The organism is Halorussus aquaticus (genome assembly GCF_024218795.1).
Classification (GTDB): Archaea; Halobacteriota; Halobacteria; order Halobacteriales; family Haladaptataceae; genus Halorussus; species Halorussus aquaticus.
Genome location: NZ_CP100402.1, coordinates 310798 through 335475, shown reverse-complemented (window position 1 = coordinate 335475; position 24678 = coordinate 310798). Strand labels below are relative to the sequence as shown.

Below are 24678 nucleotides of genomic sequence, written 5' to 3'. Positions count from 1 at the left end.
TAGAAAGGAGCCCATACTGTGAGACGGCATGTCAATGCTACAAGACAGCGCCTTCGACGAGACGCACAGTGAAGAAACCGACTTTGAGCCCATGGAAGCGCAATACACTAACATCGAAGACGAACCGAAGTAGTCGGAATCCGCTGGATTCCGTTCACCAGCTACCAGTTTTTTGTATTGGGAACTGAGGTAAACTCTCGGCCCAATGCATCAACGTATAGTGAATAACCAATAACTAAAGAAGACGCTGATGAAAACACAGCCAGTATAGAAAGAATCGGGCGTGTTTAGAGGGTCGAAATCATGGGGTCTAGCGGCTGAGCGATGCTTCGATATTTTTGACGGCAGCTTTGAGGGGGAGTTCGCGGAACTGGCCGAACTAGGTTCGCACTCAGAGCGTGTCGCCCAATCGGTGTTTCACCAAACGAATAACCGACTCGACGACGGATCTGTGGTGATAGGTTTCGTCGAGTCGCGCGTTGTGCGCGGCGTCCAGCGGCGAAAATTCGCGATGCTTAGTCACTGGCCTCACGCCGTTCTCCTTGAGATTTCGGCGTGATTTGTCCCAGTCGTAACTCTTGTCAGCGGTGATCGTTTCGACCCGTTCGAGATTCCAGTGCAGTACCTGCTCATCGATCTGGGTGTCGTGTGGTCGTTTCATTGAACAATGTATATCTAGAATTGCACCTGAACTGCAGTCAACGAGGATCGAGAGCGAGGGCGTCACGAATGGGGAGGCATCTCAAGGAGTTCATCAACAAGGTTACGATACGTGGTCATCTTTTCCACTTTTAGACAGACAGGACGGCGTGTTGGCGGAGCGTAAATCGCTTCCGGGAAGAGCGAGTCGAGAACCGATCAACAGCCGCCGTGAACAGGTTTTATCGACTGGTTGCTTCTTTTAATGTTCAGAATTTGTTTTCTTGATGCTACTTTCGCGGTTTAGTCGCCTTTATTGACAACAATAATAAACAGACAGACTACTGCGCTACTGAGGGAACAGTACTTTATTCTTTTTATTTTATGTGTAGTTTTTATTCAGTGAAACTGCAATTTACCCGAATAGGGAGAGTTCCAGTGACCGATTCGCGCTTTGTATTCAGCAACGGTCCGAATTCTCGTCGAATATCGATAACTATAATCCTCAAGAAGGCTGCACTCTATCGATTTTCGCCAACGGTGCGTCTACTAGTAGTTTCTGACTGTACGAATTCAACTCCGAACTCGTCCCACTCGAACTCGGGGAGAACTTGGGACCCTTCATCATCGGTGCGGCGGGAGTCTACACCCACGTTATCGCGGACGACCTCAGGGAGAGCGTCAGCGCTGCACTAATCTCCTCCGTCGTGGGAATCGGACTCCACTCGAGCGCGTCGATAGCACCGCTGTGGATACTCTCCTCTCAACCGCTCGCAGTCGACCTCCTTCTGCCGATTATGCTCGGTCGCGCACGGACCGGAAGCATCTTCGGATACCTGATCGTGTTTCTCGGCTCGCACTGCGCGACAGTGGTCGTCGATTTCTACAGACCACAGCTCAGTCTCCGTTGATGACTTTCTACGGCAACTTCATCTCGAGTAACGCCGTAGTGGGGAGATGCCTACCGTTCAGACGAACGACATCGAGTCCTACTACGTGGTGCGAGGAGAGGGCCCGCCTATCGTCTTCATCCACGGCGCACTGTCAGATCACACGGCGGCAGCACAGCAACTAGAGGCGTTCAGCGACGCGTACACCGCCATTGCATACGATCTCCGGGGACACGGTAGAACGACGAATCCCCAGCACCGACCGTACTCGATCGACTTGCTGGCGGAGGATCTCCGCGCGTTCGTCACCGCGGTCGGCCTCGAGCGTCCGGTACTGTGTGGCGTCTCGATGGGCGGGATGATCGCCCAAACCTATGCGAGTCGCTACTCCGAGCAACTCGGCGGCCTCGTGCTCGCCGATACGTTCGCCCCCGCGTTCCTCGGTCGCCGCGACCGCATCGAGCGCACCACGCTAGTGAACGCCATGGCAGGACTCGTTCGCCTTGTCGGATACAACCGCGCAAAGGGCCTCGTGCTGTGGTTCGGACGGAAACTGGAGCGAGAGAAGACCACGAGTCTCCGGGCCGACGCCTTCCCCGACATGGATACCGCGGACGCCGTGAACGCCCTCCGGGCGGTCAGATCCTTCTCCACCACCGACATCGACCTCTCCTCTATCGCTGCCCCGACGCTCGTCCTCTACGGTGAACACGAAACGTCGATAATCAGCCGCCACGCTCCGACGCTAGCTGGCCAAATCCCCAACTCGACCCTGCAGGAAGTCCCAAATGCTGGCCATGCTTCGCCGTGGGATAACCCCGAATTCTTCAACGACGCCATCCGGACGTTCCTCACAAACCCTCGGAGTAGCGCCTCCGCAGAGTGTGTAAGCGTTCCCTTGACCGACGGCCACCACATTTTCGGGTACCCGGGCGAAAACGCTGAGATGATGGGCCTGATGCAGAAGCTTCGGCGGCTACTCGGACTCGTCGAGGGTCACGAGGACAAGATAGCGAAGCAGGTCAGTAAGCGAACTAGCGTGAGCGAAGAGAAGGCCAAACGAGGACTCGAGAAGGTCCAAGAGACGGTCGGCGAAGACTCGAACAACGACATCGGAGACCCGAACCGTCGCTGACGACAGCCAGACCGAAACCCATAGATCGGCCAGTGTATCAGCCACTGAGGACCCCACGGGGCCGACCGATTCGAAGCGACCGACCACCGATACCACCGGAAGGGATTATGCCGCTCGACCACCGAGAACCCGTATGCAGTGGTGCGACCAGCCAAAGAGGACATCCGCGAGCGACGGTGTGAGCGCCCGGAGCCGAATCCCGAAGGAGGACGTGGCGTGACCGACGACCCGCTTCCGGCCGAACACCTCTCGCCGCTCGCTACGCTCGTCGACGAGGTACTCGCGAGCGTCGGTTACGAGATGGCGGCCGCCACCGACGCCATCGACGACGCCGTCCCCGGCTACGGCGGTCTCTTCGACCCCACGACCACCTCGGACGAGTTGCGTCAGGCGCTCGAAGACCTGCTGGCGTCGGGGGTCACCCGGCCTCCCGTCGCCGAGTCGACGAGCGACACCTTCGTCCTCTACGTCGACGGTAGCTCGCGTGGCAACCCCGGTCCCGCAGGTGCGGGCGCGGTCATCATGGACACAACGGAGGACGAACTCGCTCGTCTCGGCCGCCCCGTCGGCTCCCGGACGGGCAACAACACCGCCGAGTACGTCGCCCTCCAGCTCGGCCTCTCCGAACTGTTGGCTCGCTACGAGCCACGTCGGCTGGAGGTGCGTATCGATTCGATGACGGTCATCCGAGACGTCTGGGGAGGTAACGACCCGACAGAACCGGGCGTCGAAGCCTATAGCGAGGCCGTCACGACCGCATTGGCGAGCATCCCGGAACACGAGTACACGCATCTAGCCGACAGCGACCCGAACCCCGCCGACGCACTGGCCACAGTAGGAGCCGATATCGCGGCCTTCGGACCTGGATAGAAGTGGTACGTTCGTCTGTCCTGTTGGTGTCCGTGCGGTCGTTCTGCTCGTGGTCAGTGGAATGGCATGGTCGGTGTAGTTGTACTTGATTCTAAGACCGCTAAAACCGTGGTTTCACTACACTGCAGGTCTTGTTTTACGAACCTCTTAGCGCGTTCGTTCCCTCAGATGAACCGGGGGATTCCGTAGGCGGAACCGTGGAATCCGACCTCGAATCATGAACATAGACACCAGTATTGACGACAGAATCGTACTGCGACGGGAATCGACTAGCGAGCAACAAGTGCTGAGTCTGCTCATGGACGCGGTCACCGAACACGATGCGGCCAGGCTCTCGTGGACGACCGAGGACCTCGGTGACTACTCCGAGCTGCACGGAAAGCACGCCCACAGGACGAGGAGCAGGGGCTGGTAATGCCGTGGGACGACGCCGAGAAGTTCCCCGTGTACGGTGAAAGGCAAGACTACAGACGCCTTCTGCAAGCACTTATGAGCCAATTATCGTACCAGAGTGACGACGGTGTAGAGTTCTGAACCATCTTAATTTGTACACGATTCGTCCGAACTGAGAGAGAGGGTATACCACTCCCCGTCGTAGTCGATGTACCACGTGTAGTGGGCTTCAGGAAAGGCGGTCTCCCGAAGTCGCTCTAGGAGCCGGTGCCATGCGCGGGAAGGAGACTGGGTAGTTTCGTGATAGCCGTCGGTCACCGCCGCGTCCAGAATGGCTTGCTCTTCGGGTGTGGGGGACTCAATTCGGATGATGTGTCGGTCGGAAATCAACTCGCGAAATGACTCGGCACTCTCTGCTACCCGTTCAGCCGTGTATTCGTGTACGAGCTTCTCCATCGCGGTTGTTCGGTGGGCCGTCACTTGGTAGGCCCTCCCCTCCCAACGAACCCACAACTCGCCCTCGTCCACGAACGTTGATTCAGCAGTCCCGTCCGGGTATGGAACTGGAGACGCGGAAAAATCGAGTATCGTCTCCGGATGTACTTGGGGTTTGTAGAGACCGCCGTAGACGGTGGACCGCAATGCTACTTGGTCCGATTTAGGGAGGTCCGGGAACGATAACACCGTAGCGTTCGGTGATGGCGTTTGGCGGGGATTCCACGTAACGCTAAGCACGAGTGCAGGTAGTTCAGCGGTGTAGCTGTTGGCAAGTTCGACGTAATGATACGAGTCATCGAACTCTACGTACGAGGCTTGTTTGAGTGGGCGAGGCCCGTAGGAAGCAGTCGTACTCCCATGGCGACTTGCTCGGTGAGCGAGTGTCCGCTGAAATCGATTGTACGTGGGCGGAAGGTCCGTCACGGGGTCAAAGGGTTCGGCGACGGCCTCGTACTCACAGAGGTCCTGTTCATCCCTCGAATCCCCGAATGGAAGTGAACTACAGCCCGCACCCAAGAGCGCGAGGCCGGATGCAACGAGTGTTCGTCGTGAATACATAGTCTACAGGCAGGTGTACGCGCCGGGCGCTCCGTAGGACGTTACTTCGGTTTTGAAACCGTAGAGGAGGCCGTTGTCACAGGAGACACTCTTCCAGATCTTGACGTGGTCGTCAGTGTAGACGACGATTACGAAGACGGTCTGGCCGTACGGCTCGGCCATCGTCCAAGTGCGTGTCGTACCGGGGTCCAACGTGTACCGTCCGTAGAGTTGGACCTCACTAGGAAACGAAAGGGACATCACCGTGTGATAGTCGCCGGGATGACTCGAACTGATACCAGCAGTCCCCTCGGTCGTGTTGTAGTCACCACCAGTACTGCGATGTACTTGGATGTCATTGATCTCTGTCCCTTCACCGACCCAAAGTTCGAGCGTGTGGCTCGTATCCGCGCTATTAGTAAAATTGATGAACACTGGACGGTCTTGTGGGGTCGACGTATCGGAAGTGCCTGGTAGCGCCCCCGCTAAAAATAGTCCGCTAAAACAGAGTCCCGCCAACAGGAGAATGATACTTCCGCGGAGAAGACGAGTCATCGTCTGCTGAATCATACTCTAAACCCTTAACAATTCGCAACTTCCCGGCGTGTCATCGCCATTAGAGTTGGTGTTTTGCCGCTATTTAGGCATGCTTGTACCAGCCCTTCCAGGGAAGAATTCCGGAAATACACGGACGCTCCGTGCTGAATACAGAGGAGGGGATGGATTAATTGGTGGGGTATGAGATTGGTGTTCGGCGTGTTCGTTGGAGATAGTCTTGGGCTTACTCTTTGTGTTGTTGGTTGTGTAGTCCTGATGAGACGCCGACGGTGAGGGCGACGACTACTGTGAGGATGTGTATTGTTCCGAACTCAGCGCTATTGTTAGTGAATTCGAGTATCAGGAAGACAGATGTCATAGTAGTGATGACAAATTGGCCTTCGTTTCTGGCTGTTCCTCCGTAAAGTAGCCAATTCCAAACCTCTGGGCGCAATATTACGATAGACCCATTTATGATTATGACTCCCACCCCGATAGAAAATAGTAGTGTTCCAGTAGTTACGATTGTGTACACAAAGGCGAGGGCACCGATAAGTACGGACAGGGCAAACCGTGACGCGTCGTTCATACGGGTATCTTTTTTCGTTACTGTAAAAACATGTCTAACTGACGTGGAAATTAGCGGCTATTCGGAACTACAGGACCTCGAGGCGAAGCGTGTTGAAGACGATTGGCGGTACTGCGGCCTTCGCGAGTGCTGCAGGGGTCGGCAGCGCAGAGGGCAGACAGGGTACGATTCATCACGCGTACAAGTCGTTCATAGAGGACAACTGGGACAACGCCAACGATACCTCGAAGGACCTCGTCGAAGAGTTCGAGCGGGGAGCGAGCAGCCCGCAGTGGGATGGTTCGATGAAAGAGGCTTGCAAGACAATAGCAAGTGATTCGACGAACTACTCCGATCAGGTCTACGAGACGATCGTGAACAACGGCCCCAACAACCGAGACGACTGGGACGAGTTCGTCGAAAATTCGGCGTACGCGTGCATGTGGTTCATCGGGGCGTACTCTCGCGGAGCGATCAACCAGCTGTAACCACGACCGGCATATCGGTAACGGACAGTGGCCGCCCGCACTATTTCTTGGTGAACGACCCGATGCGGCGACGGCTCAGGTCGCCGGACGACCGTCATCTCGGAAGAAAGAGTTATGAAATTAACATTCTAATCTCGGATATGAAGCGGAGAACGTTCCTGTCGACAGCGGCCGTCGGCGCAAGTACACTCTCGGGGTGTCTGTCGATGCTCCCGTCGTCAGACTCGGACACCCCCCTGCCGGACGTTCCCACGGGAGCGTGGACACAGTACGGAGCCGACGCGGCGAACACGTTCGCAACAGACGTATCCGCTCCATCGCAGGGGAACCTGGCATGGACGTCGGAGACCTTCACACGCTGGCAGCCTGCGGTTTCCGACGGAACAGTGTACACGACGAACTTCGACCCCAGCCACGACGGGAGTGCAATCGCACTCGACGCACAGGACGGCACCGAACAGTGGCGAACCACCCTCGACGCCAGCGGGGCCAACGGGACTGTCGTCGTCGACGAGAGATGTATCGTGGCATACGACACGGAACTCGTCGCGCTCGATCCCGAAACGGGCGAGCGAATCTGGACCGAAACGACGAACGGTCTCGAATTATCGGAACTGCTCGTCGCAGACGAAGCCACCGGGACCGTACTGGTCGCGTCCGAAAGCGGTATCGAGGCGTTCGGAGCAGCGAACGGGAAGAAACGCTGGGAAACCGACACGATACGCCCACTCGTCCATGCGCCTGCAGTGTACGACGGGCGCGTGTTCGCGGTAGGAAACGTCGATGGAGCGCCGTCCCTCGTTGCCCTCTCGCTGGAGGACGGCGCGGAGCGCTGGCGGAGCGAACTCACCTCCGGACCCGAGTCCGCCGCGCCCGTCGCGACCCAAGAAGGAGTGGTCGTCGCCGACGACCGAACGCTCGTCGCCTACGACAGGGAAACCGGCGACCGCCACCGCGAACTCCACTCGTTCGGCGAGGGCGAAGATGCAATCGCTCAGACGGTTGCGGCCGACGACGGTACCGTGTTCGTCACTAGCGCGTCCGGTGCCGTCGCAGTCGACAGCGAAACCGGAACGGAACGATGGCGCCGCGACGCTCCGGTGTACGACCCGGGAATCTGTGTCGGAACCGAAACGGTCGTGTTCCCGATCGACGACCCCGAATACTCACCCGGCAAGAAGACAATCAGCGCATTCAATCGCGAATCAGGAAAGATGCGCTGGCACCACGTGTTCGACCGGTCCCCCAACGTGGTCGTACCGCCGGTACTGGTCGACGGAGCCGTGTTCTTTACAGCCAGTAACATGGACAGTCTCGCGGCACTCGGCGACGTGCCCGCACGGGAAAGTTAGTTCCCAGCGCCGTCCGCCCTTTCCTCGCGAGAACGTCGCTCCAGCGCTATCGCTCCGACTCCCCCGTGAAGAAGTCACTCGTCGGGAGAGGGTGATACCGAATTCGGTCGTGCGGTCTCACACTCAGAATGCATTACTCCCCGAAAGGAGGAGTGTACCCCTCCTCGCGAGTCAGTTGCCACCGTTCGAGTCGGTCCGTCTGTCCCGGAACACCGCGGCCGGGACGCCTGCCACCGGGTCGCGCGCTGTAGTCGCCCGCGATTGAAGGTGTCGTTGAAGTGGGTCGCGAACGTCTGCTTCACACCGTCGAGACCGAGGACGGCGTCGACAGCGTTGACACCGCCGGTGATATCACCTGTGTCGCGCGGGGTGATGGTATAGGCTCCGTCATCGGTGCCGTCCGCGAACGTTCCCACGTCGTCGTCCCAGAGGTTCTGTACTAGATACGTCTGGACGGAACACGTCATCTCCTCGTGAGTCACGGTCGACAGCTGTAACGTATCGCAGGTTACGAAATGCGATGGAGGACAACGCTTACCGTTCTACCGCCACGCAGTAGGACTCTCTGAACGGTGTTTCGTACTCGATACCCACTCGTTCGTACACGATACGCGGGATACTGACATCTCCGAGGTAGAGCCGACTCTCGGTTTCGCGAAGGCCGGTCTTCGGAAGTGCCAGCGTGAGTATCTCGTCCGATTCGACGAGCAGTCCGGGACGCTCGCCAGTCGTCGCGTCGAGTCCAGATGGCACGTCGAGGGAAACGGTAGGCGTCTCGGTATCGTTACAGAGGTCGATGAGGTCCTGAGTCCGTCCACGAGGAGCACCCTGCAGACCGTAGCCGATGAGCGAATCGACGACGGTGTCCGCCTCGCTACACACGTCAGAAGCGTCCGAGGTGGTGACGGAGACGTTCATCCCCTCGAGAATGCGATACTGGGTCGATACGGCACCGTCTAAGGCATCCGGAGAGCGGTCGAGGACGACAGACACGGACACGTCCCGATTGGCGAGGTGGCGTCCACAGGCGAGTCCCCCGCCACCGTTTCCCCCGTTCCCTGCGAGTACAGCCACGCGCTCCGGGTCGCGTTCGAGAACACGACCTGCGAGATTTCGTCCGGCGTTCTCCATCATCTGGAGCAGCGTTAAACCGACATCGTCGACGGCGACGCGGTCTATCTCGCGCATTTCATCTGCGGTAACTGCAGGAATTAGCGTGCCGTCCGCCGTCTGGAATGCAGTTCCCTCCATCTATACGTTCACTATCCGTAGTAACTACACGTACGGTCAAGAGCGTCCCGGCGAGACTTAACGGGACCTCCCGTACCTCCTCGTCGTAACCTCGTTCTTTGTCGAAATTGATTTTGCGTGGTGGCAAGCCGTTTCTCGCGAGTCGAGACTTGATTCAGTGAATCGATGCCGGTACTCTCGCACGGTCAATCGAGTAGGTAGCTAAGCAGGGACCTGCGGCGGTGACTTTCTGGACAGTCCCGCTTACTTCGAACTCACCAAACGAACTTGGTTCTCCGTAGCTAACCCCCTCCATGGGAACAACCGACAAAGAGCGAGAGGTGCACAAATGCCAACACTGCGGAAACGTCTCGTTCGGACGCTCAGGGTCCGACTCCGACGAGGAAGAACGACCGTCCGCAGTAGAGCTCCCGGAGCTAGCCGTCGTTCTGCGAGAGGTATTTGGCATCTCCGAGACGGGGATACGCATCTGCGTCTTCCTCATGGAGGACGGAGAATCGACCGCCGGAGAACTCGCCGACCACCTCGAGTTAGACCGAAGCACCGTCAGCAGACAGCTGAATCACCTGACCGACATCGGCCTGCTGGAGAAACGCCAGCGCCTGCTCTCGGAGGGCGGCTACGTCCACGTCTACACGCCGGTGGACGTCGAGGAGGTCCGCCAGCGACTGACCGTCGGACTCCACGCGTGGATGGACGAGGCACTCGAACTGGTCGAGGACATCAACCGCGAGAAGGTAGCGGCGTTGGCCCGAGCCAATCCCGACGACAGCGAATCGACCGATATCTACTGGGACAGGTAAGGTTTTCAGTCTCACTTCCGAATCCTCTCCGATGAACGTCCGACAAGTCGTTCCACGGGACGCCATTCCGAGCATCGACGACCCTGTGTTCGGCACGGAGTATTTTGGTGAACCGGACGACGAGATGATCGTAGTAGAACGGGACGGTGACGCTCGTGCGTACCCCGTCCGAATTCTGAACTACCACGAAATCGTCAACGACGAATTCAGAGACGAACCGATTGCGGTAACGTGGTGTCCGCTCTGCGGGAGTGCGGTGGTGTACGAGCGGACAGTCGGTACACGGGACCTCACATTCGGTGTGTCCGGGAAGCTCGCCGACGACGCGCTCGTCATGTACGACCGGGAGACCGAGTCGGAGTGGAAGCAGTCACTCGGTGAGTGCATCGCAGGCGAACTCGAAGGGACGACGCTGAGTGTCTCCCCCGCATCGATGATGCCGTGGACGACCTTCCGGGACCGCTATCCGAACGGGGTCGTCCTCCAACGGACCGACGCGAAGAGCGAAGCAGCGAGTGAGACCGACGAGCCAGAATCCATCGACTACGACGCGCGGCCGTACGAACGCTACTTCCAGAGCGAAGGGTTCGGATTAGGCGCACACCGTGGCTCCGAGGGCCGGTCGTGGGACAGAGACGACCTCGACGCGAAAACGGTCGTCCTCGGTATCAAAACCGGCGACAACGCGGTCGGATTCCCACTCCCATGGGTCAAAGAGAACGGAGGGGTCGTGACGACCACCATCGGTGGATCTGATGTCGTCGTGTTCGCGTCCGAGAACGGAATTTACGCGTTTCGGAACCCCGGCTACGAGTTCGAACAGACAGAATACGGGGCGTACGAGGCCGACGGAACCACGTGGGACGAAGCGACGGGCGAGTCAGCGGACGGACGGTCCCTCGAAGAGGTACCCGCGAAACGGCTGTTCGCGTTCGCGTGGCAGGACGACCACGGTCCCGACGCGTTCTACTCAGCGTAAGGAGGAGTAGAGACTCACGGTCACCGCCAACTCGAAGTGAGCACGTGGTGGTCAGCAGAAAAATAACGAAATCGGGGACGGCCGAACGGTCGCCCGTCAGAACGTGATGATCTCGTAGTCGTCGTCGACGAGCGACCGGATGCTGGGGTGGCCCTCGTGCTCGTCCAGCGTCACGACGCCAGCGTCCTGTATCGCATCGTCGACGCCGAACGCGCCAGCGCAGTAATCGCAGGCGGACGCGTTCTCGCTGACCGACGCGTAGAGGTCGTGGTAGTCGTGGTCCTCGTCTTCGAGTTCTGGAATCCACTGGGTCCCTGCGCCGTCGAAGATGAGTTCGAGTTCGTCGCCGTCGTTCTCGGCGAACTCTTTCGCGGCTTCGAGACCGTTGACGACGCGACCGTTGTCTGCGTGCGATTCGGTACCGGCCAGAATCACGACAGCTGCTTTCGCCATGACGACTCACGATTGAGCCGTGATGCGTAAGTATCGGATGACGGCGGCCATTCCGGCCGCGACTAAAGACCCCAGTAAGAGTCCAACTTGATTACGCGGAATTACTGGACGGTGCCGACGTCGTCTACGACCACGAGAAATGTAGAGCGGACGATATGGGGAGGTCGCCAGCGACAATCGCATCGAACACGTCTCGAATGCGGTCCTGACCAATGACTACTCGTCCGTTGGCTACCTACCTCAACCGATTGCCACGAGGCAACAGGAAGGGAAAGGCTGTTCTCTCAAGACGTGGTGAACCATCCGGGGAGAGCATACGGTTCGATAATACAGCGACATCTACTTCCGACTGGATTCACCGAATTTGGGAACCGAGGTGATCTAATCGGTGAGACAGAAGTCTAGTATGGACGTTCCACATTCGCCAAACGCATACAGATTGCCAGTATTCGTCGCTGCGAATACGAGATCAGACGTTACCGCTGGGATACTCCGCCCCATTTCCCGATTCCGCCCTAATTCGACGCGCGTCTGTTCTGTTCCCGTCTGTGCGTCGAGGACGAATAAGTGACCGTACATAGTGTCGCGCTGAATCCAACCCGGAACGTAGATGGAGTCACTCGCAACGACGGGCGTCGAAACGAGATCCATCTCAGGCTGTCCTTCAGTACGGCCACCGAACCGCCAGACGCGCTCACCTGTCTCAGTGTGGCGTGCTTCGACACCGAACTCGGCCACATAGTACACTAAATCATCCGCGACCGTTAGGCCCGCGTCTCCCCATCGAGCACCGACGGGTGTCCGCCAGCGAACCGTTTTCGTGGGGAGATCGACCGCAGCGATAGACTGCTGGTTATCGTGTTCACGAAGGGGAATCAAGAGCGTGTCGTCAACGATTGTTGGCGTTCCGGCGACCGGCACTTCCAACTGCCATTGCTTCTCGCCGGTGACGATGTCGAGAGCGATGAGACGCTCGGACTCGACCATCGGGACGTAAACGGTACCGTCCGCCGCCGCTAACTGCCACATCCCGGATAAGTCGGGAAGCGTGACTCGCCACCGTTCGGTACCATTGTCTGGGTCAAGTCCGAATACTGTTTCTGGTTGCTCCGTCTCCGCAACGGACGTACTGTACGTTCCCGTCACGACAATGTCGTCCGTCACAACCGGTGGGATAGCATCGGGCGTCTGTTGCCCTTGATAGAGATTATCGAACACCCATTGCTCGTCGCCGTCCACGTCGACCGCTTTCAATCCCGGTTTTGTCTGGACGAACAACCGGTCGTCGGTGAGGACGAGCGAATCAGAGAGATAAAAGTAGTAGAACTCGTCACTTCGCCAGAGTTCTGTCGTCCAGAGCGATTCGCCGGTTGCGGCGTCGAACGCTTCTAGCCACGCCCCTCCCCGTTCGTCGCTTGTCGCCTCACGAGAGTACCCAAAATAGAGCGTTCCATCGCTAACGACGGGTGAGACCGTCACAACGCCTCGGCTCTCCCGTGACCGTTGCCACTCTACGTGAAGCGACACTGTCGGGCCGTCAGTCGAGGCGAACCCCGTACGGGCGTTATCGACTGTTCGACGCGGCCAGCGTCCGCGTGCGCTTGGAGTATCGAACGAGAGACAGCCTGTGAGCGTAGTGAGAGTGCTCGTACACGCTGCGAGGAATGTTCGACGGGTGGAGGGCATTGGTAAGATAGGAACACATCGGCCACATATGCGTTATCATCCTAGTAGGTTGACACCGAGTCGAACGGTGACGACACGCCATTGCGAGACGCTACCAGTAACGTCTAACTGTCACTCCGGGCGGCGACTGGGGTCGGCGGAATCACCCTGTGGTAGTGAGAGGATTCCCTCGAAAGGCGCAAGAAACCGAACTCAACGTACGAACCGGCCGAGACAGTGTTCAACAGCCGACGGATTTAGCGAACAGCGAGTTTCTTCGGTAACGGTCCCGAACGTCGACAGGTAACTGGTGATCTCCGCGTCCGTCCCGACCTGTCTGGAGAGCGCCCACTCGTACGTCGCCAGTTGTAGCTGGTAGCGGCCTTCGGCCGCGTCGTCGTCGGTAAGTGCGATTTTAACGTCCTCGACGGACCACGACCCGTCGGGAAACCGCATGAGGAAATCTGCCTGCCCCTGTATTTCGACTTCGACGCCATCGACGGTGGCGAGTCCCTCTAGCGGTTCTTCGAGATAGACGGTGGCGGCCGAGTGAGCGCGCTCGCGGAGTCCGGACGCTGCGAACTGCGGGACGACAGTCGTTTCGAGGAACTCTCGAACGGCGGTTCGCTCTACGGGCGAGGCATCGGCAGCGTGATAGTCGAGGTTCCGCCGAACGACGGTAGCGACCGGGTCCTCGTCCGGACGAATCTCTCCCGTGAACCGTGTCGTCGCTAGCTCACCGACAACGTCGTGGGCGAGTTGACCGATGGTGTCCGGACCGAGCGTGTCGAACGGGAGGCCGACTTCAGGGGCGTCCGTTTCGGTGTGAAGTGCCCGACCCATGAAGTGGTCGATAGCGTGTTCGCTTGCGTCGTTGGCGAGCGGTCGGAACGTACTCGGTTGGACGAACCGCGGAATCCACGCGGTCGAGTCGCCGCCGAGTCTCGAAGTCGGGGGAATCGGGCGTTCGAGGTTGTCTGTGCCAACTCGGTCGGTAAACGCCACGTCGTTGACGGCGACACGGAACGACGGGTCTCCACCTCGGTCGCCTGCTCGGACCGGGGCGTCGGGCGTCACGGTGTGAGTCGCTCGCGGCGCACTACGGTCGAGTTCGAGTGCGTCGTAGAGAACGCCAGCCCAGTTATCCCGCGGCGTCCATCGCGGGCGGGACGCCGGAAGCGGGACGACGAAGTGGTGCTGTGCGCGACTCATGGCGACGAACAGAAGCCGCCACGCTTCCGCACGGCGCTCGGCGGCCGCATCGCGGAGGACGGGATAGTTGACGAGGTCGTCGCCGCGCCAGTGTTCGGCCGTCCAGCGAAGCCCCACGTCGCCACCGTCGTTGGAATCAGGGTCGTACAGACCGTTGTCGAATCCCGGAATCGACGGTCGATCGCTCGTGTCGACGTTCGTCGGCGGAGCGAGGCCGACTGTCTCGCCGGTCGTCACGAGTCGGTCGCTCTGTCGCGGATGCGGTCCTATCGACGCCGCCGGGTCTGCGAGAACGATCACTTCGTCTTGGTCGCCTTTCATCTGGTGGATCGTCTTGAGCACGACGTCGGCGTCGTCGTCCACGAGCGGGCGGTCAGGACCATCTTGCGGTGACGCGACGAACGGGTCGAGAAGAGTGGTAAGACGGTCGAGGTCGAAACGGTCGTCGCCCTCCCACTCCGCGACCGTGTGGACGAACATATCGAGCGTTGCGAGTCGCTGAGCGTGGTCCGTCTCGACGTCGATACCTAACGGATCGCGGGCCAGCGATAGCACGTCGACGACCTGCCGGGCGACGACAGCGGCCGGTTCGGCACGTCGTCTGGGGAGGTCGCTCGCCAGTGCGACGAGACCACGGACGACTCGAATCACGCCGGGGTTTTCACGTGACGTGTCGGCAGCCGGTCGGTTACTGGCGAGGTCAGCCGCGACGGTTTCGACACACCAGTCGGCCTCACGGAACCGGTCGGTCCACGCTTCGAGACCGTCGGCTAGCGGTGAGGCGGTGACGAGGTCCTCGGTCCGATCGGGGTCGGTCGGGTCCTCCAACCACCGGAGGACGGCGACAGCCGACTGGACGGCCGGGGAGTCGAACAGCGGAACGCGACCGTGGCCGACGCTGATACCGCGGGCTTCGAGCGCTTCCCGATAGTCGTCCATGTGCTTCTTGCGGCGGAACAGGAGCGTGACACTAGACGAGTCGTCGCCGGGGGTCTCGAACGTCCCGTCTTCGAATCCGCCGGCGAGGAGCGTGGCGACCGCGTCGGCTTCCCCGCCGTCGTCGGTCACCCACGGTTCGCTTCCGGGGACGCCGCCGTGCCGAAACTGCGCGACGTGGACGCTCGCCGCTTCGACGTTCGCGAGCGTCGGCCGAAGCGGCGGGTACTCCACGTCGAGGGTGCCGACGTTTCCGCGAGTCTCGTCGGGGAGCGTTTCACGCGCCACGGCGTTGATCGCGTGGACGATGTCGGGCCGAGAGCGATAGTTCCGGGTCGCTCGCTCGGCGAGATGGTCGTTCCAGTCGATGCCGAAGTACTCGCCGTCACGGACCGCCGTTTCGAACAAGCTTGGACGGGCGCTCCGCCAGACGTAGATGCTCTGCTTTCGGTCGCCGACGAGCAGGACGCGCATATCGGACGTGACGACGTGCGAGAGCGCGGCGTGCTGAACTGTCGAGACGTCCTGTGCCTCGTCGACGACGACGCTCTCGACAGTCGTTCGGAAGCGGTCCCGGACGCGCTCGCAGGTCTCACCGTCACTCTCCGTGAAGTATCGGTCGACCCAGTAGGCGCAGTCGGTGTGAGAGAGGACGCCGCGCTCTCGACAGTAGTCGTCGTAGCGGTCGCGGTACGCCGTCAAGAGCTGACGGAAGTTCTCGACGCACTCGACCCACGCGGCGTGGAGTTCGCGGTCGGCCGCGGTCAGTTCTTCGAGGTCATCGTCGGACAGTTCGTCGAACTGCCCGGCGGCGTCGGGGCCGCGGAAGCGTCGTACCGCGTCTCGAATCGCCTCGACGGAGTCGGAGTCGCCACCCTCGTAGATGTCCGCGACCGCGGTGCGGAGTTGGTCGCAGAACTCCTCGGTAGAGAGACACCGCTGGCGAGAGGTATCGAGCGCGTCCCGGAGAAGTTCGCGGAGGCCATCGTCGTACGTTCCCTCCGGATAGGCGTCTTCGAGGGCCGCGACGACGTCACCGTGGTCGGGGTGAGCGGCGAGTTCCTCGTAGCAGTCACGTCGAAGCCGGGCGAGAAGTGCTTCGTTGCCGACTACCGGCATCCCATCGAACCCCGTCTCCGCGGCGAATTCCTCGAACACCGAGAGGAGTACGCCGTCGATGGTACCGACGGTGCCGTCCTGTCGGAGGTGTCGTTCGAGCGTGCGAACGTCTTCGACGGTCACCGACTCGTCCGTGGGCGTCTCGCCGCGATGATACAGTTCCCACAGCCAATCGACAACGTCGGGGGCGATGTCCGCGGCGTCCTCCCTGCTGAACGACGCGGCGAGAATCCGGCGTTCGGGCGTCGGATCACCGCGTAGATAGCGGTCGTACAGAAGGCGGGCGAGCGCTTTTCCCGTCACGGTCGACTTCCCCGCACCGGGATGGCTGTCCATCGTGAAGAGACCAGCGTCGCCAGCACAGAACTCGTCGACGATACGCCGTTGGGTTGCGTCGAGCCGCGGAAGGTCAGGTTTCGGTACAGTCGCACCGTCACGCTCGCTCTGTCGAGGGGTCATCAGTTCGAGGCCTCCTCCGAGATTGCGGCCAGTCGAGGCGGTAGCTGACGCTCGGCGAGGAGGGTATCGACCTCCGGGTCGTCGACAGGTGTCGGGTCCAATAGCCGGACGTACGGCGACGGAGGACGTTCGACGCCGTCGAAGTCGTACTCGTGTCGCGTCACGACGAGCGCCTCACTGGCCGCCACAACCGCGTCGGCGAACTGATCGAACTCCCGGCCTTCCGTCCACCCCGACCGCGGCCGAACGTTCTCCCCGACTCCTTCGGTATCACTCACTCGCTCCCGGAAGCCTGCCGGGAATTCGCTGTCAGGCGGACGCGGCCACTCTCCGTCCACGAGACCCGCGACGATGACGTACGGGATACTGAGGCCCCACACGTCGTTGGCCTCCATCACGTCGACGGCACGTGCAGTCGGATACTCTCGGCGACCCGGGACGGTCGTCGCAAGTGCATCGCAGAGTTCTCGAACCGTCGCCCACGACTGCTCACCGTAGTCGTCGTCGAGCCACGACCTGTACTTGACGGCGAGTTCGCCGACGAGTCCATCACCGTCTTCGACGAGTCGCGCGAGTGCTCTGGCGGTCCGGGCCGTCTCCGTGAGCGTGGCGTCGTCTGCCTGCCGCATCGGGAGGACGCGCTTCCGGTAGGCGTCGAACAACGGTACGAGCGTCTCTCGCACGTCATCGGGGTCCGGCGACGACGGACAACCATCGAGCCACTCGACGTAGGCGTCGAACCGCGAGTCACCGCCGGTGACGTCTCCGATCCGGTTCCGCCAAGCCGCGACTCGGTGGCGTTCACCGGCGACACGTCGAGACAGCGCCTCGACCGTCTCGGCCGACAGCGGCCAGTCGCCAGCGGTATCAGGAGCCTCGGCTTCGGGTGATGTGGCTTCAGGTGGTGTCCACTGAAACCGCAACGGTGCAAGGAGCGCGTCAGCGGGCAGTAGATCTGACTCCTCACGCGCGACGAGAAGATTGACGACGGCGACGGCCAGCCGATACGGAAGTGTTCGTTTGAGACGAAGTTGAATCCAGAAGTTCAGTGTGACACCGTATCGGTTTGCGGCCCGTCTCAGCGGGTCTTCGTACTGGTCGGCATCGCGGACGACGACCGTCACGTCACTCGGTGAGACGCCGCGCGCGGTGAGTCCAGCCACGGTCGCCATCACTATCCGAGCCTCCACGGTTCTCGTTCGAACAGTCATCGAGAACGTCGGCACGACGGAATCGAGCGGGAGCAGTTCTCCGGAGGTCACGACACGTCCACCCCCGGTTCGAACGTGACGGACTGTCGGCTGAGTTGGTCGACGATAGCGGGTCCAGTTCCGTTTCGGAGGTACAGCGACACGTCAACCGACGTTTGTCTGCCGACCGTTCGGAGGAAGTCTTCTAACGTCGCAGTGAGCATGCTCACGCCCGCAACCGAGACGCGGTCGATATCGGGGTACGCGCGTTTCCAAACCGTTGGCGTGCCAGCTAGTCGTCGGGTTGCGAAACGCAGGAGGTCAGTATCGGAAACAGCCACCTCGGTACGATTTACGAGCGTCGCCTGTAAGGCGACCAATCCCTCCAAGAGGTCCGCCGCGTCGTCGGCCGCGGCCCCACTCATCTCGTCGACGATGCTGCGTAACGATTCTAAGCGCTCCGGATGGAACCCGGTCACCATGCCGAGACTGGTCCGGGCCCGCTCGATTCGCTCGGCGTGGTCGACAGCAGGAGAACCGACGGCCCGAGCAAGCGTCTCACTAGGAACAGCGTCATCGCGGAGAATCCGTCGTGTAAGGGCGAGTCGGTCGATACGGTCGAGCGTCTCGGTTGGTGGGTCGTCTGACGTCACTTCTCGCGCGGCCCCGGTGAGGTCGCGAGCGACGTCGATTAGCCGTGCGAACGTGAACTCGCTTCGAGGCCGAGCAGTTTCCCGAAGTCGTCGCTGGACGTTTCGTCGGTGGAGTTGAACCGGCGTGACGACGAGATGACGTGGAGTCGGAGACCGACTCGCGGACGTCCAGAGGTCGTCCGCTACGCCGATAGAGACGGTGAACGGGAAATCGTTCGGCAGCACGTCTGAAACGCATTCATTCAGTTGTTTCGGTGTCACGTGAAGGCCAAACCTGGAACGGAATGTCCAATAAATCGGTGCTGATTTCTGAAGTCCAGTCAACAGGGTAAATACGTTTCTGTTCGAATAACGCTCCAACCCATATTCTGGACGTCTGACTGTACGGTCGATAGCGATTGAAAACACGGTGGCTTGTCTACCGTGAGTAACGAACAGAATCAGGCGAGTCACTAACCCGATACGGGAGCAATTCCCGTCTTACACGTTCTACGGCAGTACAGACCCAGTACTTAAGCAAGTTGAGAAAGCAGATACTCGAGGGGAGTAATTCTCGTCTGGTTCTCGGGTCACCGCGTTAAGTCGGATTATCTACTTCTACAGAAATAGGAGGCCGAGTGCCTCGGGGCTTGACCCCGAGGCGGTTCACGGTAGTTGTAGACAGCAGAAAAGATTTATACGGTTCGTCGGGAATTCCTAATTGAACGATTTCATCCGTTCGTATGCTGGTGGACTCACTGTCTCGATATCATTGGTCGATAGTCGGTGTTACTACCCGCGAAAATCGGCGACAGTGTTCCGCTGGTTCAAGAAATGTACACGGACCGTGCTGGGAGCCTGCCTACTGGAAACTTTGTCCGCTTCCGTCAGTCGGTCACTCTCCCGGTTCACCTCCAGTAACATATGACTACAAACGATAACACGACCGCACTTGATTCGGTACGAGAGAAACTTACCAACGAGATTCCGGACGATCTCTCCATCTCGAGAGTCACGTACGAAGGCCCGGAACTCATCATCTATACTGATACGCCACGGAAGTTTGCTGAACAGGATGGGCTTGTCCGCCGACTCGCAAGTACGGTACGCAAGCGAATTACCGTCCGACCCGCACCGGGAACGCAGACGAGTCCGGCCGACGCAGAACCAAGAATCCGCAATCTCATTCCCGATAAAGCAGGGATCACGAACCTAGAATTCTATCCCGAAACTGGAGAGGTGCTGATTGAGGCCGAGAAACCGGGACTCGTTATCGGGAGTCGGGCCAGTACACTTCGAGAGATAACCAAAGAAGTCGGTTGGACGCCGGAAGTCCTCCGAACACCACCGATGGAATCGTCGACGGTCGACAACGTCCGGAACTTCCTCAAGCAGGAACGCGGCGAACGCCGGCAATTTTTGGAGCAAGTGGGGGAGGAGATTCACCGTGAATCTAGTCAGGACCCAGAGTGGGTGCGTGTAACTACGCTCGGTTGTTGCCGTGAGGTTGGCCGAGCTAGTTTTGTACTGAGTACTCCAGAGTCACGCGTTCTCATCGACTGTGGTGATAAGCCGGGGGCCGAGGGTGAAGTACCGTACCTGCAACTTCCGGAGGCGAATCCCATCGCTGATCTCGACGCTGTCGTATTGACGCACGCACATCTAGACCACAGTGCGCTTCTCCCACTCCTCTTCAAATATGGGTATGACGGCCCGGTATACACGACAGAAGCGACGCGAGACTTGATGGGTTTACTGCAACTCGATTATCTCGACGTCGCCGCAAAGGAAGGGCGTACACCGCCATACGAGAGCGAGATGGTTCGAGAGGAACTCAAACACACGATTACACTCGACTATGGCGACGTCACCGATATAGCACCGGGTATCAAACTGACGCTCCACAACGCAGGACATATTCTAGGGAGTGCAGTTGCACATTTCCATATCGGAAGTGGATTCCACAATCTCGTTTTCTCAGGGGATATTCATTATACAGATACACGATTGTTCAACGGGGCATCGAACGATTTCCCGCGCGTCGAGACGCTCGTACTAGAGTCGACGTACGGCCGACGAAACGACTATCAGACGGATCAAGAGGACAGCGAGCGTCGTCTTATCGAACTGATTAACGAAACGTCTGAGAGAGACGGAACGGTCGTTATCCCAGCGTTCGCTGTCGGTCGGTCCCAAGAGCTTATGTTAGTCCTTGAGGAGGCGATGCGAAAAGGGAAGATTCCGACGATGCCGGTCTACCTCGATGGGATGATTCGGGAGGCGACGGCGATTCACACGGCGTATCCCGAGTTCCTGCGCGATGGACTGCGCCAGCGGATCCTCCACGAGGACGAGAATCCGTTCCTCGCCGACCAGTTCCAGCAGGTGGACGGCGGCGACCAGATGCGCGAGGAGATAGCGTCCGGTGACCCCTGCATTATACTCTCGACCTCCGGAATGGTAACGGGTGGCCCAATCATGTCGTGGCTCGAACTGCTCGGCGGAGATCCTGAAAATACCCTCCTCTTCGTGGGGTATCAGGCTCAGGGGACACTCGGTCGAAGAATCCAACGCGGCGAACGCAAGATTCCGTTCAGTGACCGACGCCGTGGAAAGGAGCTGACGCTTCAGTTCCGCGTTGAGTCGGTAAGTGGATTCTCGGGACACGCAGATCGAAACGGACTCGAGGACTTCGTCCGGACGATGGAGCCCCGTCCACAGGAAGTGCTTTGCGTTCACGGTGACGAATCAGCGACAGACCAGTTTTCCTCTGCACTGTATCAGAAATTCAATCTCCGAACGTACGCTCCGAAGAACACAGAGACGTTCCGACTCGATTAGTAGCACTGTGTTCGCGTTACCGACGTACTGACCGAGGAATCGCCGACTACTGGGGCGAAATCTATTTATCGGTCACGACAAAAGTAGCAATCGTATCCCGAACTCCGTCCCGTCCTTTTTCCACTCGCCCATCGGTTCGCCACCATCACAGGGGCGTCCTCCGATGGCACTGCTCTGAGATGCGCCGTGCCGGCGGCGGTCCGTCCCCGGCGGTCGTTGGGTGTCCCTTGACGGGGCTGAGCAGGACCCGGTAGAGACACCGCACCTATGACCAACGAAACAGATCTCCCCTGCGCGGACTGTGGGACCGCCCTCAACGAACGAGTAGTCCACGTGCGTGACCTCTCAATCTCCACGGAGTGGCGTGGTACCGTTCAAGTTGCAGAGTGTCCACTGTGCGGCGCGAGGTACTATCCCGAACACGCACTCACCAAATTGTCGGGGTCCTCACGGCGAACACTATCTCAAGAGGGAGGCTAACAATTATGGAGAACTCATCACAACAACCTACGGACGGAGTTGAACACACTGTTGAGAATTTCCCCGAAGCTTTAGCGGACGGCACAACCGTTCTCGTAGCTGGGACAATCGATCCAACAACGTACGCTCTTTGTCTCCGAGCCCTCTGCCATTATAGCAGTAATGCTGATACGTCAGTTGTCGTCACGACAACTGAAAATGCATCTGAGACAATTGGCCGATACGAACGTGTCTGTCCGACCGCAGACCCTTCGCAACTCCGTCTCGTCGACATGACTTCCGAACAGTACATTTCGGCACCCTATGAGGATACTCCGACGATATCAATCCCGGCACCGGATGACCTTGAACGCCTCGTTCTCGCTATTTCCGAGTTAGCCGGAATAGGCGGTCCGATAACCGGTCAGCGCCATCTCGTTATTCGTTCACTCTCACCTATTTTGGCATCAACTCCTGTCGAGCGTGTTTCGACAGTCCTCAGTCGCATCTCTGGAATTCGAACACCGGGTGGACTCGGTCTCTTTGGTCTCGATTACACGGCACACGACGAAGAGACAATGAGAGAGCTCGCGACGTGCGTCGATGGTATACTCTGGATGACGAAACGGCCCGATGATCGGATCGAATTTGAACTTCGATCAACGCGTGCACATCTCAACCAGTATTAAGTGGCTATCGACATGACTAATCCGGATACTGAACTACCAGCGGACTGGTCTGAAGTCCCGCCTGCAGAGCAACGAGAGTCAGTCGTATTCGAGTATCGACATCAAACTGACTCTGAAACGACGTTTCTGGTCTCCGTTCTCATACCTGCGTCGGACGCACCATTGTTCAAGCTCCGCCTCTCGACAATTAGTCCAAACGGACGTGTGACGCGTCACGACTATCCTATTGCACAGTATGAAACTCGTGAGAAGGCTCGGAAGAACGCAATCGCGTTCCTTCACCACGTTTCTACCCATCTTGAGAATGAGACACTCTCGAAGGAAGCGCCGAAACCGAGTACAATACGTTCTCTTATAGCGGATTTTAGCAGTGATGGTCTTTTTCCCCGTTTTCGCTCTCTTTCACGGAATATATTCTGAGAAGTGGTAGACAGTTATCTTCTCAGTCTTGGTCCGGATATGGAATAGTAAGGGTGGTTCCATCATCAGGAACAAAGACTTCCACATCAGTACGTTCGCGCGCTTCGGCTTCTATCTCGCTAGTATCATTTCCGTATCTGGATGAAACATGAGTTAATGCAAGACGATCAACATCGGCACGACGGGCGATCTCGGCGGCCTCCCGACTCGTTGAATGACCCGTCTGTCGTGCTCGATCTGTGGACTCCTGAGTGAACATCGCCTCGTGGACGAGGAGATCGGCATCCGTAGCTACGGAAACCGTGGTGTCCGAGGGTCGAGTATCACCAGTATACACAACCCGTCTCCCAGGACGGGGATCACCGACAACTTGATCTGGATGGACCACTGTTCCGTCATCGAGTTCGATAGACCGTCCTTCGTGGAGTTGCTGGAATTTTGGTCCAACAGGGACACCGAGTTCTTCGGCCCGTTCGCGGTCGAAACGGCCCTTTCGCTCTGTCTCGATGAAGGCGTACCCTACGGACTGCGTTCGATGGTTTGTCTCGAACGCCTGAATCCGGTACTCATCATGGTCAACAGCAACCTCATCGGGATTAACTTCTTGAATCGAAACAGGGTACTTTGGATCAGTTTCCGTAGCCGTAAGCAACTGTGTGATATTTTCTCCAGTTCCTATTGGGGTGTAGATTGTGAGTGGTGCTTCTCGTTCGATTGATTCCAACGTTTGAAGTAATCCTGGTAGGCCGAGAATATGGTCTCCGTGAAGGTGAGTGAGGAAGATAGCAGTAATGTCGAAACCAGTAGAATAGCGCATCATTTGACGCTGTGTTCCTTCACCGACATCGAAGAGAAACCGTTCACCGTCCCGCCGAAGCAAAATTGCACTCGGATTCCGTTCTATCGTGGGGATAGCCCCACTCGTTCCGAGAAAGGTAACTTCCATACGTATACTAGCGACTCCCCCATCATACCGACTTCGGCATCAATTCTCAGTGAGACCTGTCCTTTCCGAAACCCTCTCTCCGTCACGCCATCTTGGCAAGACAAAAACGCACCTTCGTTCACTGTGAACCGCATACTCGTTGTTCGCGGTAATGACGAATAGTTCCCCCACTGAGCCTCTAGTAAGGACGATAGCAACTGAGCCGCCATTCTCAGCCCAGATTGACACATAGTTTACGCTATGTAAAGACACAAACAGAGCCTGGAAGATTCCTTCTTGAAGATAGAGAAGTGAGCACTCCAAGAACTCTCTGTAAATTGCACCTGTCGTGGAGTCACCAATATTCGTACGATTCGATATACATTCTCAGAGCGTGACCACGAGTAGTTTGGATATCGTATCAAAGCAGAGGCCGACCCTTACGTTTGGTTCGAAATGAAGAAACCCGCTTTGGGCGCGGTGCCTGAAGCGGGTGTGGTATGAGTGGGTGGCGGCGAACCGGGGTTTCCAGAGGCTCGCGCACTCCAGTACTTGCCGGAACGCAGGCGGGCTTAACTACCGTGTTCGGGATGGGTACGGGTGGTTCCCCGCCGCTATGGCCGCCTTAACGCCGACTCGCGGAATCGAACCGCGAACAGTGTGTCCAACGTCGGTGGTTCAACTGTGACAACCGTATGATTTCGTGCAATCCAGTTTGCGCCTGGACCCGTGTTGAAC

The 24678-nt window shown here is 58.6% G+C and carries 21 protein-coding genes, 1 rRNA gene and 1 pseudogene; 10 read left to right on the top strand and 13 right to left on the bottom strand.

Annotated features, from left to right (window positions below; translation table 11 throughout):
- Positions 1–310 precede the first annotated feature (310 nt).
- A pseudogene (locus tag NGM06_RS22120) lies at positions 311–706 on the bottom strand (transposase); the annotation flags it as partial.
- A 544-nt stretch (positions 707–1250) separates the two neighbouring features.
- Here NGM06_RS22120 and NGM06_RS22115 point away from each other — a divergent pair.
- From NGM06_RS22115 to NGM06_RS22100, 4 genes are all read left to right on the top strand, one after another.
- The gene (locus NGM06_RS22115) at positions 1251–1550 is read left to right on the top strand and encodes a hypothetical protein (protein WP_254270555.1); all 300 of its coding nucleotides are present in this window, start codon (positions 1251–1253) and stop codon (positions 1548–1550) included.
- A 46-nt stretch (positions 1551–1596) separates the two neighbouring features.
- The gene (locus NGM06_RS22110; protein WP_254270554.1) at positions 1597–2664 is read left to right on the top strand and encodes an alpha/beta fold hydrolase; all 1068 of its coding nucleotides are present in this window, start codon (positions 1597–1599) and stop codon (positions 2662–2664) included.
- A 216-nt stretch (positions 2665–2880) separates the two neighbouring features.
- Positions 2881–3534 (top strand): ribonuclease HI family protein, encoded by a 654-nt coding sequence (locus NGM06_RS22105; protein ID WP_254270553.1) that lies wholly within the window; start codon positions 2881–2883, stop codon positions 3532–3534.
- A gap of 217 nt (positions 3535–3751) precedes the next feature.
- Positions 3752–3949 carry a hypothetical protein gene (locus NGM06_RS22100; protein ID WP_254270552.1) on the top strand — a complete coding sequence of 66 codons (198 nt, stop codon included), beginning with the start codon at positions 3752–3754 and terminating at the stop codon, positions 3947–3949.
- Between the two features lie 125 nt (positions 3950–4074).
- Here the strand turns inward: NGM06_RS22100 and NGM06_RS22095 are convergent, their stop codons facing one another.
- The 3 genes from NGM06_RS22095 to NGM06_RS22085 all read right to left on the bottom strand — a co-directional run bounded on the left by NGM06_RS22095 (position 4075) and on the right by NGM06_RS22085 (position 6088).
- A complete protein-coding gene (locus NGM06_RS22095; protein WP_254270551.1) occupies positions 4075–4455 on the bottom strand; it encodes a hypothetical protein in 381 nt (126 codons plus the stop codon).
- Between the two features lie 531 nt (positions 4456–4986).
- Positions 4987–5145, bottom strand: coding sequence for a hypothetical protein (locus NGM06_RS22090; RefSeq protein WP_163523562.1), 159 nt, complete (start codon positions 5143–5145; stop codon positions 4987–4989).
- Positions 5146–5743: 598 nt separating this feature from the next.
- Complete coding sequence (locus NGM06_RS22085; protein WP_248653250.1) at positions 5744–6088, bottom strand: hypothetical protein; 345 nt, start codon at positions 6086–6088, stop codon at positions 5744–5746.
- Positions 6089–6180: 92 nt separating this feature from the next.
- Here NGM06_RS22085 and NGM06_RS22080 point away from each other — a divergent pair, with 92 nt between their 5' ends.
- Positions 6181–6555 (top strand): hypothetical protein, encoded by a 375-nt coding sequence (locus tag NGM06_RS22080; protein WP_254270550.1) that lies wholly within the window; start codon positions 6181–6183, stop codon positions 6553–6555.
- Positions 6510–7907, top strand: a complete 1398-nt coding sequence (locus NGM06_RS22075; RefSeq protein WP_254270549.1) for an outer membrane protein assembly factor BamB family protein — start codon at positions 6510–6512, stop codon at positions 7905–7907. The genes NGM06_RS22080 and NGM06_RS22075 overlap by 46 nt, the downstream gene beginning before the upstream one ends.
- A gap of 74 nt (positions 7908–7981) precedes the next feature.
- On the opposite strand, the gene NGM06_RS22070 is transcribed toward NGM06_RS22075, so the two are convergent.
- Both NGM06_RS22070 and NGM06_RS22065 read right to left on the bottom strand, forming a co-directional pair.
- A complete protein-coding gene (locus tag NGM06_RS22070; protein WP_254270548.1) occupies positions 7982–8389 on the bottom strand; it encodes a hypothetical protein in 408 nt (135 codons plus the stop codon).
- 52 nt (positions 8390–8441) lie between these two features.
- Positions 8442–9158, bottom strand: coding sequence for an NAD(P)H-hydrate epimerase (locus NGM06_RS22065; RefSeq protein ID WP_254270547.1), 717 nt, complete (start codon positions 9156–9158; stop codon positions 8442–8444).
- 293 nt (positions 9159–9451) lie between these two features.
- On the opposite strand from NGM06_RS22065, the gene NGM06_RS22060 reads away from it, so the two are divergent.
- Together NGM06_RS22060 and NGM06_RS22055 are read left to right on the top strand one after the other, a co-directional pair.
- The gene (locus NGM06_RS22060; RefSeq protein WP_254270546.1) at positions 9452–9961 is read left to right on the top strand and encodes a helix-turn-helix domain-containing protein; all 510 of its coding nucleotides are present in this window, start codon (positions 9452–9454) and stop codon (positions 9959–9961) included.
- Between the two features lie 31 nt (positions 9962–9992).
- On the top strand, positions 9993–10940 hold the full coding sequence (locus NGM06_RS22055; protein ID WP_254270545.1) for a DUF3179 domain-containing protein: 948 nt from the start codon (positions 9993–9995) through the stop codon (positions 10938–10940).
- A gap of 96 nt (positions 10941–11036) precedes the next feature.
- Here NGM06_RS22055 and NGM06_RS22050 read toward each other — a convergent pair whose 3' ends face one another.
- From NGM06_RS22050 to NGM06_RS22030, 5 genes are all read right to left on the bottom strand, one after another.
- Positions 11037–11393 carry a hypothetical protein gene (locus NGM06_RS22050; RefSeq protein WP_254270544.1) on the bottom strand — a complete coding sequence of 119 codons (357 nt, stop codon included), beginning with the start codon at positions 11391–11393 and terminating at the stop codon, positions 11037–11039.
- Between the two features lie 381 nt (positions 11394–11774).
- Positions 11775–13079, bottom strand: coding sequence for an outer membrane protein assembly factor BamB family protein (locus NGM06_RS22045; RefSeq protein WP_368410515.1), 1305 nt, complete (start codon positions 13077–13079; stop codon positions 11775–11777).
- Positions 13080–13271: 192 nt separating this feature from the next.
- Positions 13272–16661 carry a UvrD-helicase domain-containing protein gene (locus NGM06_RS22040; RefSeq protein ID WP_256568013.1) on the bottom strand — a complete coding sequence of 1130 codons (3390 nt, stop codon included), beginning with the start codon at positions 16659–16661 and terminating at the stop codon, positions 13272–13274.
- A 122-nt stretch (positions 16662–16783) separates the two neighbouring features.
- Positions 16784–18046, bottom strand: coding sequence for a PD-(D/E)XK nuclease family protein (locus NGM06_RS22035; protein ID WP_254270541.1), 1263 nt, complete (start codon positions 18044–18046; stop codon positions 16784–16786).
- Positions 18043–18852, bottom strand: coding sequence for a hypothetical protein (locus NGM06_RS22030; protein ID WP_465260996.1), 810 nt, complete (start codon positions 18850–18852; stop codon positions 18043–18045). The genes NGM06_RS22035 and NGM06_RS22030 overlap by 4 nt, the downstream gene beginning before the upstream one ends.
- A 678-nt stretch (positions 18853–19530) precedes the next feature.
- Between NGM06_RS22030 and NGM06_RS22025 the strand changes: the two genes are divergently transcribed.
- Both NGM06_RS22025 and NGM06_RS22020 read left to right on the top strand, forming a co-directional pair.
- Positions 19531–21447 carry a beta-CASP ribonuclease aCPSF1 gene (locus tag NGM06_RS22025; RefSeq protein ID WP_254270539.1) on the top strand — a complete coding sequence of 639 codons (1917 nt, stop codon included), beginning with the start codon at positions 19531–19533 and terminating at the stop codon, positions 21445–21447.
- 485 nt (positions 21448–21932) lie between these two features.
- Positions 21933–22595: a DUF7504 family protein gene (locus tag NGM06_RS22020; protein WP_254270538.1), complete on the top strand. Its 663-nt coding sequence runs from the start codon at positions 21933–21935 to the stop codon at positions 22593–22595.
- Positions 22596–23037: 442 nt separating this feature from the next.
- Here NGM06_RS22020 and rnz read toward each other — a convergent pair whose 3' ends face one another.
- Both rnz and rrf read right to left on the bottom strand, forming a co-directional pair.
- A complete protein-coding gene (gene rnz / locus NGM06_RS22015; protein WP_254270537.1) occupies positions 23038–23961 on the bottom strand; it encodes a ribonuclease Z in 924 nt (307 codons plus the stop codon).
- 485 nt (positions 23962–24446) lie between these two features.
- Positions 24447–24568, bottom strand: a 5S ribosomal RNA gene (gene rrf / locus NGM06_RS22010).
- Positions 24569–24678: the final 110 nt, after the last annotated feature.

Bases quoted from the DNA above. Each gene is read 5' to 3' on its own strand.
- NGM06_RS22085 (WP_248653250.1), bottom strand. From the start codon at position 6,088: ATGAACGACGCGTCACGGTTTGCCCTGTCCGTACTTATCGGTGCCCTC.
- NGM06_RS22050 (WP_254270544.1), bottom strand. From the start codon at position 11,393: ATGGCGAAAGCAGCTGTCGTGATTCTGGCCGGTACCGAATCGCACGCA.
- NGM06_RS22025 (WP_254270539.1), top strand. From the start codon at position 19,531: ATGACTACAAACGATAACACGACCGCACTTGATTCGGTACGAGAGAAA.
- NGM06_RS22060 (WP_254270546.1), top strand. From the start codon at position 9,452: ATGGGAACAACCGACAAAGAGCGAGAGGTGCACAAATGCCAACACTGC.
- NGM06_RS22055 (WP_254270545.1), top strand. From the start codon at position 9,993: ATGAACGTCCGACAAGTCGTTCCACGGGACGCCATTCCGAGCATCGAC.
- NGM06_RS22065 (WP_254270547.1), bottom strand. From the start codon at position 9,158: ATGGAGGGAACTGCATTCCAGACGGCGGACGGCACGCTAATTCCTGCA.
- rnz (WP_254270537.1), bottom strand. From the start codon at position 23,961: ATGGAAGTTACCTTTCTCGGAACGAGTGGGGCTATCCCCACGATAGAA.
- NGM06_RS22100 (WP_254270552.1), top strand. From the start codon at position 3,752: ATGAACATAGACACCAGTATTGACGACAGAATCGTACTGCGACGGGAA.
- NGM06_RS22040 (WP_256568013.1), bottom strand. From the start codon at position 16,661: ATGGACAGCCATCCCGGTGCGGGGAAGTCGACCGTGACGGGAAAAGCG.
- NGM06_RS22045 (WP_368410515.1), bottom strand. From the start codon at position 13,079: ATGCCCTCCACCCGTCGAACATTCCTCGCAGCGTGTACGAGCACTCTC.
- NGM06_RS22020 (WP_254270538.1), top strand. From the start codon at position 21,933: ATGGAGAACTCATCACAACAACCTACGGACGGAGTTGAACACACTGTT.
- NGM06_RS22090 (WP_163523562.1), bottom strand. From the start codon at position 5,145: ATGGCCGAGCCGTACGGCCAGACCGTCTTCGTAATCGTCGTCTACACT.
- NGM06_RS22110 (WP_254270554.1), top strand. From the start codon at position 1,597: ATGCCTACCGTTCAGACGAACGACATCGAGTCCTACTACGTGGTGCGA.